This is a genomic window from Streptomyces sp. NPDC111628 (genome assembly GCF_055635195.1).
Window position 1 is genome coordinate 33,126 of the sequence record NZ_JBVKBZ010000002.1, and the last position, 14,235, is coordinate 47,360.

Here is a 14,235-nt window from a genome sequence, read left to right on the forward strand (position 1 = left end):
CGCCGGGGCCGGACGGGCGGCGGACTACTTCGCCGGGAGTAGTCCGCAAGCCGTCCACAGGGCCGACGCGACGGTCGGCCAGGGCGCATAGGGTGCGGGCATGAGTGGGCGTCAGATCGATCGCGGACGGCTCGCCGACGTGGTCCTCGCGGCCGTCGTCGGCGCCCTCGGCACGGCGGTCGCCGCCTTCGACGACGACACCACGGCACTCGACCACGTGCTCGTCGTCCTCGCCTCGGCGGCCCTCGCCTTCCACCGCGCCGCCCCGCGCGCGGTGCTGGCCGCCGCCACCGTCCTCGGCACGGCGTACGTCGTGCACGCGCACCCCGGCCCGCTGTCCGCCCTGCCCGTCCTGGGCGCCGTGCACACCGCGGCCCGGGTCGGCCACCGGGGCGTCGCGGCGGCCGGCGGTGCCGTGTTCCTCGCCGGGTACGTGGCCACCGGCCCGGGCACGCAGCACGCGGCCGAGCGGGCCGGACTGCTCGCCGGCTGGTTCCTGTGCGCCGTGGTGACCGGTCTCGCCGACCGGAACTGGCAGGCGTACCTGCGCCAGACCGAACAGCGTGCCCTGGAGGCGGAGCGCACCAGGGAGGAGGCGGCCCTGCGCCGCGCCGGGGAGGAACGGCTGCGGATCGCCCGGGAGTTGCACGACTCGCTGACGCACAGCATCTCCATCGTCAAGCTCCAGGCGGGCGTAGCCGTCCACCTCGCCCGCAAACGCGGCGACGAGGTGCCGCCCGCGCTGCTCGCCATCCAGGAGGCCAGTGGCGAGGCGATGCGCGAGCTGCGCTCCGCCCTCCAGGTGCTGCGGGCCGACGAACCGGCCGGCACCCCGGCCCTGCTCGTCGAGCGGGCCCGTGCGGCGGGGCTCGCCGTCGACCTCACGGTCACCGGGGACGAGCGCCCGCTGCCCCGGGCCGTCGACCGGGCCGCCTACCGCATCGTGCAGGAGGCCCTGACCAACGCGGCGCGGCACGCCGGACCGGCGAAGGTGCGGGTCCGCATCGACTACGGCACGGCGCACGAGGCGGAGCTCGTGAGGGAGCTGACGATAGGCGTGGACGACGACGGGGCCGCCGATCCGGCCCGCCCGCCGGTGCCCGGCACCGGCCTGACCGGCATGCAGGAACGCGTCAGCGCCCTCGGCGGCACCCTGCGCGCCGCCCCGCGCGCGGAGGGCGGCTTCTCGGTGCGCGCACGGCTCCCGCTGGGGGAGACGGTATGAGCGGCGTCGTCCGGGTCGCGCTCGTCGACGACCAGGCGCTGATGCGGGCCGGTTTCCGGGCGCTGCTCGACGCCGAGGAGGGCATCGAGGTGGTCGGCGAGGCAGCCGACGGGGAACAGGGGGTGGCGCTGGTGCGCGCCCAGGTGCCCGACGTGGCCCTGGTCGACGTACAGATGCCGGTGATGTCGGGCATCGAGGCGACCCGTCGCATCGCCGCCGACCCGGCCCTCGCCGCCGTACGGGTCGTCATCCTCACCAACTACGGGCTCGACGAGTACGTCTTCGAGGCGCTGCGGGCGGGAGCCAGCGGCTTCCTCCTCAAGGACACCGAGCCCGCCGACCTGCTCCAGGCCATCGACGTGGTGGCGCACGGCGAGGCCCTGCTCTCCCCGTCGGTCACCCGCACCCTGATCGGCGAGTTCGTCGCCCGGCCCCCGGACCGGTCCACCGCACCCGGCCTGGACGCCCTCACCCGCCGGGAACGCGAGGTCACCGCGCTCGCGGCGCGCGGCCTGAGCAACGAGGAGATCGCCGCCCACATGGTGATCAGCCCGCTGACGGCCAAGACGCACATCAGCCGCGCGATGACCAAGCTGGGCGCCCGCGACCGGGCCCAACTCGTGGTGTTCGCCTACGAGTCGGGCCTGGTCGCGGTGCGCGGCACGACCTAGGGGACGCCGGGAGCCTCAGGGCACCCGGGCGGTCCACTCGGCGGAGGAGAACTTGGCGCGGGCCAACTCCCGGGCCCGGGTCAGCTCCTCGTCCGTCACCTTGCCCTGGCTCAGCCCGTACCGCCCGCCGAAGGAGGAGATCATCCGCTCGATCACGGCCTCGCGCGCCAGCCCCGTCTGCCGGCGCAGCGGGTCCACCCGCTTCTTCGCCGACTTCGTGCCCTTGTCGGACATCTTCTCCCGCCCGATCCGCAGCACCTGGAGCATCTTGTCCGCGTCGATGTCGTACGACATGGTCACGTGGTGCAGTACGGCGCCGGGACCGCCCCCGGGCCCCACGACCCGCTTCTGCGCGGCGCCCGCGATCTTGCCCTGGTCGGTGGCGATGTCGTTCAGCGGCTGGTACCAGGCACGGATGCCCATCTCGCCGAGCGCGCCGAGCACCCAGTCGTCGAGATAGGCGTAGCTGTCCTGGAAGGAGAGGCCCTGCACCAGCGCCTCCGGCACGGACAGGGAGTAGGTGATCGTGTTGCCGGGCTCGACGAACATCGCGCCGCCCCCGGAGATGCGGCGCACCACCTCGATGCCGTGCCGGGCGGCGCCCTCGGCGTCCACCTCGTTGCGCAGCGACTGGAAACTGCCGATGATCACCGCCGGGGCGCCCCACTCCCACACCCTGAGCGTCGGCGGCCGCCGGCCCGCGGCGACCTCGGCGGTCAGCACCTCGTCGAGGGCCATGTGCAGGGCGGGGGACTCGGGTCCCTCGTGGATGAGCTGCCAGTCGTAGTCCGTCCAGTCCGTGGCGTGCGCCAGCGCGCGGCGCACGGCGATGCCGACGCCCTCCGAGGTCAGCCCGTACATGACGGTGCCCTCGGGCACGGCCGCGTCGATCCGCGCGGCGAGTCCCGTCGCGTCCGTGTCCGCCGGGGCGCCCTCCAGCGCGCGGTTCACGGCGTCCAGCGCCTCGTCCGGCTCCAGGAAGAAGTCGCCCGCCACACGCACGTGCCGCAGCACGCCGTCCTCGGCCTCCACGTCCACGACGACCAGCTTGCCGCCGGGGATCTTGTATTCACCGTGCACCGTTCCGCCTCCGTTCCGCATCGGGAGACAACAGCGTGCCCGGCCGGTGTGTTCCCGCCCTTCCGCGCCGCGCTCCGCCCTTCCCCCGGTCCGGGCGGTCAGGCCACCCGGTCGGCGACCCGGTCGCCGACGGGCACGGTCAGGCGCACCTCGGTGCCGCCCCCGCGCGCCGGGCCGACGACCAGGTCGGCGCCGATCAGCAGGGCGCGCTCCCGCATACCCCGGATCCCGGCGCCCTCGGCGGCCCCGCCCGAGTCGTCGAAGCCCCGGCCGTCGTCCCGTACCCGCAGCCGGACGGCGTCACCGGTCCGCTCCAGGGACAGCGTCACCAGGCGGGCCCCGGAGTGCCGGGCCGCGTTGGTGAGGCCCTCCTGGGCGACCCGGTAGAGCACCAGGTCGGCGTTGTCGCCCAGACGGGGCAGGCCGGAGGCGATGTCGTGGCGCACGGTCAGCGAAGGGCCGGTGAACTCGTCCGAGAGCGACCTCAGGGCGCTGCCCAGGCCCAGCTCCTCCAGGACACCCGGAAGCAGCCGGCGGGCGATGCGGCGGATCTCGTCCAGGCTGGCCCGGGTCGTCTCCTGCACCTGCGAGAGCTGTTCACGCACCTCGTCGGGCGCCTGGTCCGCGACCCGCTTGAGATCCAGCAGCACGGCGGCGAGGGTCTGCCCCACCTCGTCGTACAGCTCCTGGGCGACCCGGTGGCGCTCCGACTCCTGCGCGCTCAGCGTGCGGGCGGCGCTCAGGGCGCGTTCGGCCTCCAGCCGGTCGAGCATGGTGTTGAAGGTGGTGATCAGCTCGGCGATCTCGCCGTCGCCGTCGACCTTCGGGCGGACCCGCGGCCGCAGCAGATCGGTCGTGGTCATGGCCCGCGCGAGCTGGCGCAGCGGCCCGAGACCGATCCGCAGCAGCAGGACGTTGGCGATCAGTATGACCACCAGGCCCACCGTGAGGATCGCGGCCTCCGTGAGCAGGACGGGCGTCGACACGGTGACCGGTCCCAGCAGCAACGCGGTCGCCGCGACCAGCACCACCGAGTTGAACAGCGAGATTCTCCAGAACAGGGGCACCGCAGCAGCGTCCGCGACGTGCGCCGGGGGAGTCCATCGGTTCGCACACCCATTTCCGGCCCGCACCGGCACGTAGCGGCCGGGCGGGACGGCGGCACCCGCCGGTTAGCCTGGGCCGCATGCGTGTCACCAGGGAACTGCCGGCGCTCGCCGCCGGCGAGGTGGACGTCTCGTTCGTGATCAAGGCGTACGAGGAGGTCGTGGCCGCCGACACGACCTGGAACGAGCACTCCCACCCGTGGCACGAACTGCTCTGGAACGCCCACGGCGCGTCCACCGCCGTGGTCGGCTCCCAGGTCTGGTGCATCACACCGACGCTCGGCCTGTGGATGCCGGCGGGGCAGCTCCACTCGGCCTCCGCCGTCGCCGGCACCTCCTACCGCGCCCACTTCTTCCGGCACGGCACGGTCTCGGCGCTGCCCGACGAGCCGGTGGCCGTGGACATCACCCCCCTGCTGAGGCTGCTCCTGGACCGGCTGGGGGAGCCGGAACTGCCGTCGCGTTCCCGGGACGTCACCGAGGCCGTGGTGCTGGACGTCCTGCGGCCCTCACCCAGGGCGCTGCTGGTGCAGCTGCCCACGTCCGCGCTGCTGCGGCCGATCGTGGAAGCGGTCCGGGCCGACCCCTCCGACCAGCGCACCCTGACCGGCTGGGCCACCGCCCTCGGCCGTAGCGAGCGCACCCTGACCCGCGCCTTCCGCACCGAGACGGGCACGAGCTTCGCCCGCTGGGTCGCCTCGGTACGGGCACAGCACGCCGTGCGGCTGCTGGCGCGCGGGTTCGAGGTCGACGTGGTGGCCGACGCGGTGGGCTACCGCTCGGCGAGCGCCTTCGGAGCGGCGTTCCGGCGCACGACGGGGACCACTCCGGGCCGGTTCCGGGCGCGCTGAGGACGGGCGGCGCCGGTCCACACCGTGTCCCGATCGCTACAAGCGCTGTCGAGAAGGCTCGATTGCTACGGGTGCGCGGGCTGCTTAGTCTGAGCGAGCGAGTTCAGGTAAGCCTTACCTAACCGGCTCGGTCCTGGCCGGCTGTCCTGACTGGCTCTGTCCGACTCCCTGTGCCCTCCTCCCTGAAAGTGAACACCGGGTCGATGAGAACACCGATCGCCGCCCGGCTGGTCGGCACCGGCGGATCCCTGCTGGTCCCCGCGGGACTGGTCGGCGCCCTGCTCGTCCTCGTCGCCGACTTCACCGGCCAGTACGCCTTCGACACCCGCCATCCCGTGGGCGTCGTCACCGGCGTCCTCGGCGCCCCCTGCCTCGTCTACCTGATCGTCCGCACCAACCGGGCCGGAGGCTCACTGTGACCGCGTCCCACACCCTGTCCACCGAGGCCCTCACCCTCGGCTACGGCGACCGTGTCGTCCTGGACGGCAAGGAGGTGCACCGGACCCCGGCCAAGGAACTCGCCCGCACCCTGGGCCTGTTGCCCCAGTCGCCGGTCACCCCCGAGGGCATCACCGTCCTCGACCTGCTCACCGACCTCAACCGGACCCGCGGCACCACCGTCGTCATGGTCCTGCACGACCTCAAGCTCGCCGCGCGCTACGCGGACCGGCTCATCGCCCTCGCCTCCGGCGGGCTGCACGCGGCCGGATCCACCCGGGACGTCATGACCGAGGACACGGTGCGCTCCGTGTACGGCATGGAGAGCCGCGTCATCGAGGACCCGGTCTCCGGCAAACCCCTCGTCCTGCCGATCGGACGCCACCACACGACCGCCACCGCGGCCGCCACCGGGGACGGCGGAGCAAGGTCATGACCTCGAAGCTCACCGCGCTGCTGCCCGACCTCGCGCCCTGGCGCTCCTCCCGCGACTTCCGGCTCCTGTGGGTCCAGGGGCTGGTCACCTACGTCGGAAGCGTGATGGCGCTGATCGCGCTGCCGCTCCAGATCAAGGAACTGACCGGCTCCCCACTGGCCGTCGGCGTGATGGGCGCCGTCGAACTGGTACCCCTGGTGGTCTTCGGCCTCTACGGCGGGGCGCTCGCCGACGCCGTGGACCGGCGCAGGGTCATCGTGCTCACCGAGGCGGGCCTGGGACTCCTCGCGGCCGTCCTGCTCGTGAACGCGCTGCTGCCCAGCCCCCTGCTCTGGCCGCTGTACGTGGTCGCCGGCGGGGTTGCCGCACTCGCCGGACTGCAACGCCCCGCCCTGGACTCACTGCTGGCCCGGATCGTGCCGCACGACCAACTGGCCGCCGCCGCGGCCCTGAACGCCCTGCGCTGGCAGGCCGGCGCCATCGCCGGACCCGCCCTGGCGGGGCTCGTGGTCGCCTACGCGGGCAACGTCCCCGCCTACACCACCACGGTGGTCTGCTTCTGCGCCTCGGTCCTGATGTGCCGCGGGCTCTCGCCCGTACCGCCCGCCGAGCACGCGGCCCGGCCGTCCCTGCGCGGGATCGCCGAGGGCGCCCGGTATGCCTGGTCAAGGCCGGTGCTGCTGGGCACGTACGCGATCGACCTGGCGGCGATGCTGTTCGCGTTCCCGAACACCATTTTCCCGTTCCTCGCCGACGAGCTGGACGCCGACTGGGCGCTGGGCCTGATGTACTCGGCGGGCGCCGTCGGCTCCCTGGTGGTCAGCCTGACCAGCGGCTGGGTGTCCCGGACCCGGCGCCACGGCCTGCTGGTGGTGTGCGGCGCCACCGGCTGGGGACTGGCCGTCGCGGCGGCCGGCTGGACCTCGCAGATCTGGCTCGTACTGGCCTGCCTCGCGCTGGCGGGCGCCGGGGACATGCTCAGCGGCCTGGGCCGCACCACCATCTGGAACCAGACCATCCCCGACCGGCTGCGCGGCCGCCTCGCGGGCATCGAGGTCCTCTCCTACAGCATCGGACCGCAGCTCGGCCAGGTCCGCGCGGGCGCGATGGCCGGCTGGACCGGCGCCCGCCCGGCGATCTGGACCGGCGGCGTGGCCTGTGTCGCGGCCGTGGGACTGCTCACCGCCGCCCTGCCCCGGCTGGTCGGCTACGACGCCCGCACCGACGAGGACGCCCTGCGCCGCGCCCGGGAGGGCAACGGACCGCGCGCCGAGGAGCCGACCCCGACGTGAGAACGACGGACCGCCGCCGGCACGGACGTACCGTGCCGACGGCGGTCCACCGGGGTTGCCCCGCGGTCATCCCACGGTGTGCTCCCACTCGCGTGCCGGCGTCCAGAGACCGCCACCGTCACCGACACCACCACTGCCACCGGCCGTCCCGCCGCCGGTGTCCCAGAGCGCGCCCGGCCGGTGCGGATGCCGCTCCGTCGGCCGGAAACCGACCGTGTAGGTGCGGGTGTACGCGCCGTTGGCCGAGGTCACCCTGATGGTGCGGGTGGTGAAGCCACGCTGCGAGGACGAGACGGTGGAGCTGCCTTGGACCACCTTCACCCGCGCACCCGACGCCGCCGTCACGGCACCGACGGCCGGGACCCGCCCGCGCTTCGGCCAGTCCACGACGTACGTGCTCACCTCCGGATCGAACCCGTCGAGCGCCACGCCCCCGACGGTGATCGCGGAGGCGTCGGCCACACTGGCCTCGGTCGCGTCCGAGAAGTTGGTCACCGTGACCGAACCGTCGGCGTTCACGACCACGTCCGCCGCCATCGCCGCCGCCAGGTTGATCCGCTGCCAGCCCGGCCCGCCGGACCCGGTGAGATCGAGCGGGTACCCGGAGTCCGTCGCGGTCTGCTCCAGGACCTGGGTGCGCTGTTCCGCGGTGAGGTCCGGGAAGGCCGTGATCAGCAGCGCCGCCGCGTCGGACGGCGCGTCGAGGGCCTGCCCGGCCCGCCCGGTGCGGGAGAACCCGTAGGTCAGCCGCTGGGTGTACCGGTCGACCTGCTGAGCCGTGCTCAGCCCGGCGTAGGGGTCGCCCGCGCAGTCCGTGAGGGTGTCGCCGTAGCCCTCCTCCTCGCACCGCGCGAGCAGCACGTTCTCGATCTCGGTGTGTGCCTGGCCGAGCAGCTTCGCGAACTCCGGGTCCGCCCAGCGGTGCGCCACCGTGGCCTGGGCCGTGATGCGGCCGCCCATGACGTCGAGCGGGTAGTGGAACCCGAGGACGATCCGGTTGTCCCCGTACTCCGAGCTGCGCGCCAGGATCGACGGCGCCAGGTCGGGCAGCAGCGTGGCGAGGATCGTCCCGGCCTCGTAGCCGCCGTAGGTGTGACCGCTCGGGTACGAGCCCTGTCCCGCGAGGCCGCTGTACGAGCTGTCCTGCGACTCGTAGACCGCCCCGCCGTCCCCGGCGAAGCCGAGCCGCACGTACGGGCGCAGGTACTGGTAGTGGTTCTTCGCCGCGTCGTGGGTGTCGAGGTTCTCGTTGACGCGGGCGAACAGCGCGCTGGTCTTGGGCAGTCGGCCCGCCTTCAGGGCTTCGCCGTACAGTGGGCCGAGCCGGGAGCCGAGGCCGTCGGCCATCGTGACGGTGGCGCTGTTCGACGCGTCCACCTCGGCCCGGTCTACCTGCTGCCGCGTCGCCGCGTTGTTGACGCTCACGGTGATCCTGTCGTTCTCGGCGCCGAGCGGGGTGCCCGCGGGCAGCTCCTTGTTGGCGCCGAGTGTGGCGGGGCCGAGGTCGTCGAAACCGGAGAGCAGGTGGGTGAACCAGTCGGTTCCGTCCCCGGTCTCGGGCCACGCGTCCGAGGCGTACGTGGCGTCGAGCGTGTCGTCCGGGAAGGGGGACGGCTCGTAGTCCGCCGGGTCGGTGGCCGAGGCGGGCGAGCCGGCGGACACGGCCGAGGCCGTGGAGACCTCCGCCCCGGGGTCGTCCGAGCTGCCCGCCCGGGTCACCGCGGTCACGGTGGCGGTGTGGGCCTTCGCCCCGCCGGCCGACGTGAGCAGCGCGGTGGAGGTGGTGCCGGAGACGTGCGCGGTGGTTCCGTCGTCGAGGGCCACGGTGTAGCCCACGAGCGGGAAGCCGCCGTCGCCGGCCGGCCGCCAGTTCACCCGGACCCGGTCGCCGTCGGTGACCACACCCGTGACGGTCGGGGCCTGGGGCCTGTTGTCGCCCGTGACGGCGGGCTGTGTCGTCGCGCTCCAGGGGGAGTCGCCGAGGGCGTTCACCGCGCGGACCCGCGCCGTGTACGACGTGCCGTCCTTCAGCCGGGTGAACACCGTGCTCCGGCTGTCCGGATCGGCGATCTCGACCTGGTGGCCGCCGCTCAGCGTGATCTCGTAGCCGGTGACCGGCGAACCGCCGTCGTCCTCCGGTGCGGACCAGGTGACCTTCACGCTGGTGCCGGAGGGGGCCGCGGACACCGCGTCGGGCGCGGCCGGCACCGTCCTGCGCTTGGTGGTGAGCGAGGACCTGGCGCGGTCGAGGTCCGCGTACCGTTCGGTGAGGGTGCGGTCCGTCGCCGCCTCGTCCGCCACGGCCGTCTTCGCCGCGGTGAGCGCCGTGGTGAACGCCGTCCACGAGGCGTCCGTATAGCGCTCGTTGCCGAGGGCGGACGCCGTGGCGACCAGGCTCTCCAGCCTCAGTCTCGGCAGCGGCACCAGCTGGTTCGCGGCCAGGGTCAGGCTCCGGGTCCGCAGGTCGGCCTCGAGCTGCGTCGCGTCCTTTGCACCGAGGAGGTCGCGGGCGGCGGCGAGTTCGCGCCGGAACACCCCGAAGTCGATCGTGCCGTACCGGTCCGCGTCCTCGGCCAGGTCCTCGTACTGGTCGACCGCCTTCCGCAGCGCGGACAGGTCCGTCTGCGCGGGCGCCTCGACGTGGTCGAAGGTGACCTGGCCGAGGTTGGCGACGTAGGGGTGCGAGGAGTCCGCGTTGGTGGTCAGCCGCAGGTGCACGGCGTGCGTGCCGGTGATCGCCTCCGGCAGGGTCAGGCTGGTCGTCCCGCCCGACGACCACGAGCTGCCGGTGACCGGCAGCGGGACGGTCGCGTACGGCGTGCCGGGGGCGTCCGGGTCGAAGGAGTCCAGGTAGAGCTGGACGGCGGAACCGGTGCCGCAGCGCGCGGAGTTGTTGACGTAGGTGAGCGTGACGGTGTTCTTGGGCGAGTCGCCGAAGTCGACGTCCCCGTAGTCGAGCCAGGCTCCGTCGTAGGTGCCGCCGAGGCTGGTGGCGGAACCCGCGTCGCTCCAGGTGGCCGGTTCGCTCTTGAGCCCGCCGCCGCTGTTGCCCTCGAAGGCCGTGGCGTCGAACACCACCGGGGCGTCCGCCTGCCGCGTCAGGGTGAGCGAGTGGACGTTGGCGACGTAGGGCTGTGCGTCGGTCTGGGTGCTGGAGACGAAGACGGCATAGACGTCCTGCGTGCCCTCGAAGACGTCCGGGTCGAGCCGCACGCTCGTGGACGCCACGGTGCCCCAGCCCGAGCCGGTGTAGTCGAGCGGGACGTCGACGGCCGTCGGGCCGTCCTTCGCCCCCAGGCGCAGTTCGATGTGCGAGTCCGACGCCGCGCGGGAGCGGGGCTTGTCGTAGCTGACGGTGACGGTGTCGGCGCCGTCACCGAGACCGGTGTCCCGCCACTCGGCCCACGCGCCGTTCGTCACGTTCTCGAAGACGCCGCCCGAGAGCTTCAGCGGGAGTGAACCGTCTCCGGTGGACGTGGCGTTGGCCGTGGTGAGCGTGGCAAGTGTCGTGATCGGGGAGGACGAGGGGGCCGCTTCGGGCGAGAACTGGTACCAGTCGAAGTTCGACACCCACTGCTGCCTCGAAGGGGCGTGGAACACGAAGGTCGCGCTCGCCGCCTCCAGCAGGGCCTCCGGGTCGGAGACCGCCGCCTGTACGGTCGTGTAGTACTGCCAGCCGCCGGTCCCGGGCAGGGAGACGGTGGCGACGACGGGGCCGTCGGCGTCCCCGGCGTGGATGTCCACGCTGCTCGGGTCCGCCGTCGCGGCCTGCGAGTTGGCGTAGCGCACGGAGACGCTCCGCGGGGCGACCCCGCCGAAGTCGAGGTTCGTGTACTGCTCCCAGGCCCCCTCGGTGACGCCCCCGAGGTCGCCGTCCGAGTGAAAGGCCTCCTTGACGAGGCTGGGCCCCTCCATCCGGTCGGGGTCCTCGGCCTGGAGGACGGCGTAACCGCCCTCGTCCAGGGTGAGTGCGTCGACGGCGGAGCGCAGCGCGTCGTGCGCCGCCATCAGCGTGCCGGTGGGGGAGGCGGAGTCCGCGAGGACGGTCCGGGCCCGTTCCAGCGCCGTGCGGAAGATGCCGTAGGAGCCGTCGGAGTAGTTGCCCTCGCGCACCAGGGACGCCTCGTCCACGAGGGCGGCGAGGCTGGCCCGGTGCACGGCCGCGGCCGAGACGAGCAGCGGGTCGGTCACGGAGACGCCGGTGCCGGTCACCGTGGAGGCCGGTATGCCGTGCGGGAAGGCCCGGTCGCGGAAGGTGATGCCGAAGCGCGCGTCGGTCCTGGTGGTGCCGGTGAGCTTCAGCGACGCGGTGCGTCTGCCGGTGACCCGGAGGTCCGCCGTGACACCGTCCGGGAGGCCGGTCACGCTCGCCGCGCCGGTCCGGGTGAGGCTGGTGCCCTTCCGCGCGGCGAACGACGCCCTGCCGGACAGGCGGAGTTCGACGCTCGCGTCGACGGTGCCGTCGGCGGCGGTGCCGACGGTCTCCGGGCGGGCCGAGACGACGGTCGTGCCCCTGCCCGGTCCGTCGCCGTCGTCGCCGTCGCCCGAGTCGGTGTTCAGCGAGTACGCGGGCTCGGTGCGGGCGCCCCAGGACGACGGCTTGGAGCCCATGTCGAACTTCAGGGTGCCGCCGGCCACGATCTGGGAGTAGTCGAGCCACGTGTTCGAGAACCGCTTGCCGTTCAGCGCGGCGCTCTGCACGTAGTAGTTGTGCGGCGAGACCCCGTCGGCCTCGACGGTGAACTCGGCGCCGCCCGCGTAAGTGATCGTCGTGGAGTCGAAGAACGGGCTGCCGATCTGGAACTGGCTGGAGCCCGCGGTCACCGGGAACAGCCCGAGGGCGGCGGCGACGAACATGGTCGACATGGTGCCGGCGTCGTTGTCCATGGTCGGCAGGAAGCCGTCCGGGGCCAGTTCGTAGGCCTTGGTCTTCACCGGCGGCCTGAACTCGCCGCCGGAGCTGGGCGCCTCGTTCGTGGAGCCCGTCGCGATGTACCGGTTCCAGGTCTCACCGGTGTAGATGGCGCGCACCCACTTCTGCGTCAGGCTCGGCTCGCCGACGTAGTTGAAGAGGTAGGGGGCCTGGAGGTCGATCTCGTTGGCGTTGGAGTGCAGCATGGTCGAGCCGTCGTCGGCGTCGGAGTCCTCGCCGAACATGTGCCGGATCGCGGCCCGGCCGGCCTTCTCGCCGCCCATGGCCTCGATGAGGCCGCCCATGTCGTACGCGTCGTACCAGTGGTACTGCCAGAGCGTGCCCTGGTAGAGCCTGGCCTCCTCGAACTTCTCGTAGTCGGCCTGCTGCCAGTCGCCCTCGCCGTCGCGCGGGGTGAGCAGACCCACCTCGGTGCCGTCGGGCGCGGTCCAGGCGCCGGGCTTGACCAGGTTGTCGGTCGCCATCGTCGCCTGCTCGCGCAGCTTCTCGGCGTCCGCGTCCTCGCCGAGCGCGTCCGCGATGACGGACAGCGCCCACTGGTCGTAGCCCCGCTGGACCGTCGTGCCGGGGTCACCGGCGATGTAGCCCTGCCGCAGCTGCGTCCCGGTGTAGTAGCCGGTGTACGACTTCAGCGCCGGGTACGCCTCGTCGAGCCGGTCGAAGTCCTTGAACCCCTTCGACAGGGCGTCGGCGATCACCACGGCCGAGCGCTCCCAGCGCACCGTCGGCACCGAGTGGGTGAGGCTGCCGAGGCTCTTGCCCGCGGCGTGCGCGTCGGCGAAGAGGACGACCGCGGACTGCACCATGTCCCGGTAGGTCGCCGGGTCGATGTAGGCCTCGACCGAGTACTTGCGGAAGTCGTCCCAGGTGGACCAGCCGTCGTAGTACGTGAAGCCGTTCGCCTCGTGCACCGCGCCGTCGACGCCGCGGTACGTGCCGCTGGTGCTGGTGGCGTTCACCGGCAGCGCGTACATGCGGTACAGGTGCGTGTAGAACTGCTTGGTGAGCGTCGAGTCCGGATCGGCCTTCTTCGAGGCCTTCACCGCGACGGCGCCGAGCGTGCGGTTCCAGTCCGCCTTCGTCTGCGCGCGCACCTCCTCGAAGGTGCGGCCCGCGACCTCCTTGTGCTGGTCGGTGGCCGCCTGTTCGGCGCTGATCGGCGACAGCGTGACGCGCAGTTCGACGTCGTCGCCGTCGGCCGGGTCGAACCCGAGGACGGCGCCGGTGTCGGTGCCGTCCCGCGCCGTCGCGTCGCCCAGCGCGCCGTCGTCGCCCCAGGTGCGCAGCGAGGTCACGGGGACGTTCGTGGTGGCGTAGTAGTACAGGCGGTACGAGGCGCCGTTGAACGACCCGGCGACCAGGCCGCTGATCGCGGTCGTCCCGTCCTTCAGCCGCGTCGCGTCCAGGGTCGCGCGGGTGCGGCTGGTGAAGTTGTTGGCGAGGTCGAGGACGAGCTGCGGCCGGGCTCCCGCGGGGAATCGGTACCGTTCGAGCGCCGTGCGGGTCGTCGCCGTCATCTCGGCGTCGATCGTTCCGGCGGGGGACCCGAGCCCCACCCGGTAGGAGCCGGGCGACGCGCTCTCGTCGTCGTGGCTGTAGGGATGCGCGTAGGTGCTCGTGGCCGGGCGGCTGTCGTACTGCTGCGAGGTCGGGACGACCAGCAGGTCGCCGCCGCCGCCCGAACCGCCCACACCGTCCAGGTTCGTGGCGGTGAACCCGGCGATGTGGTCCTCGTTGTAGTCGTACCCCGAGTGGTTGCGGCCCGGGGTCGTCATCGGGTTGACCTTGGCCAGGCTGTGCGGTGCCTGGGCGCCGGGAAGGTCGTTGCCGTCGTCGCCCGCGGTGGACACGAACGGGTCGACGAGCTTCGTGTAGTCCGTTCCGCCGGTCGTCTCACCGGCCGACGGCGAGGCCTTCGTGACGGGCACGGCGACGGCGGTGCCGCCGCCCGTCAGCGCGGCCAGGCCGAGTGCCCCGGCGAGTACCGCCGCGACGGCGGCCCGCAGGGCGGCCCGTGGACTGGACGACCGTATCGGCGGTCTCTTGGATCTGTCGGGCATGACGAGCACGGACCCTTCCCTGTTGGACAACGTTGTCAAGCGGCTTCCGAAGCGTGCGCTCCGGGTGAACCCTCCGCCATCACATAGGGAGAAGTCATACAACGGGGAAACGGAGTTCGTACAGGGGTTCACCCGGCCGCGAG

At 72.9% G+C, this 14,235-nt stretch carries 8 protein-coding genes and 1 pseudogene; 6 read left to right on the forward strand and 3 right to left on the reverse strand.

Features of this window, described 5'->3' with window-relative positions; translation table 11 throughout:
- Positions 1-100 precede the first annotated feature (100 nt).
- Both ACZ7MF_RS08210 and ACZ7MF_RS08215 read left to right on the forward strand, forming a co-directional pair.
- The gene (locus ACZ7MF_RS08210; protein WP_471475247.1) at positions 101-1,225 is read left to right on the forward strand and encodes a sensor histidine kinase; all 1,125 of its coding nucleotides are present in this window, start codon (positions 101-103) and stop codon (positions 1,223-1,225) included.
- On the forward strand, positions 1,222-1,896 hold the full coding sequence (locus ACZ7MF_RS08215) for a response regulator (protein ID WP_471475249.1): 675 nt from the start codon (positions 1,222-1,224) through the stop codon (positions 1,894-1,896). Before ACZ7MF_RS08210 ends, ACZ7MF_RS08215 begins: the two co-directional genes overlap by 4 nt.
- A 15-nt stretch (positions 1,897-1,911) precedes the next feature.
- Here the strand turns inward: ACZ7MF_RS08215 and ACZ7MF_RS08220 are convergent, their stop codons facing one another.
- A complete protein-coding gene (locus tag ACZ7MF_RS08220) occupies positions 1,912-2,976 on the reverse strand; it encodes a lipoate--protein ligase family protein (protein ID WP_471475251.1) in 1,065 nt (354 codons plus the stop codon).
- A 98-nt stretch (positions 2,977-3,074) separates the two neighbouring features.
- Positions 3,075-4,043, reverse strand: coding sequence for a HAMP domain-containing sensor histidine kinase (locus ACZ7MF_RS08225; protein WP_471475252.1), 969 nt, complete (start codon positions 4,041-4,043; stop codon positions 3,075-3,077).
- A 119-nt stretch (positions 4,044-4,162) separates the two neighbouring features.
- On the opposite strand from ACZ7MF_RS08225, the gene ACZ7MF_RS08230 reads away from it, so the two are divergent.
- The 4 genes and pseudogenes from ACZ7MF_RS08230 to ACZ7MF_RS08245 all read left to right on the forward strand — a co-directional run bounded on the left by ACZ7MF_RS08230 (position 4,163) and on the right by ACZ7MF_RS08245 (position 7,099).
- On the forward strand, positions 4,163-4,933 hold the full coding sequence (locus ACZ7MF_RS08230) for an AraC family transcriptional regulator (RefSeq protein WP_471475254.1): 771 nt from the start codon (positions 4,163-4,165) through the stop codon (positions 4,931-4,933).
- 212 nt (positions 4,934-5,145) lie between these two features.
- Positions 5,146-5,352: pseudogene (locus ACZ7MF_RS08235) on the forward strand (iron chelate uptake ABC transporter family permease subunit); the annotation flags it as partial.
- Positions 5,349-5,807, forward strand: a complete 459-nt coding sequence (locus ACZ7MF_RS08240) for an ATP-binding cassette domain-containing protein (protein WP_471475255.1) — start codon at positions 5,349-5,351, stop codon at positions 5,805-5,807. The pseudogene ACZ7MF_RS08235 and the gene ACZ7MF_RS08240, both read left to right, overlap by 4 nt.
- Positions 5,804-7,099: an MFS transporter gene (locus ACZ7MF_RS08245; RefSeq protein ID WP_471475256.1), complete on the forward strand. Its 1,296-nt coding sequence runs from the start codon at positions 5,804-5,806 to the stop codon at positions 7,097-7,099. The genes ACZ7MF_RS08240 and ACZ7MF_RS08245 overlap by 4 nt, the downstream gene beginning before the upstream one ends.
- A 66-nt stretch (positions 7,100-7,165) precedes the next feature.
- Here ACZ7MF_RS08245 and ACZ7MF_RS08250 read toward each other — a convergent pair whose 3' ends face one another.
- Entirely contained in the window at positions 7,166-14,092 is a 6,927-nt protein-coding gene (locus tag ACZ7MF_RS08250; protein WP_471475258.1) for a glycoside hydrolase domain-containing protein, read from the reverse strand.
- Positions 14,093-14,235: the final 143 nt, after the last annotated feature.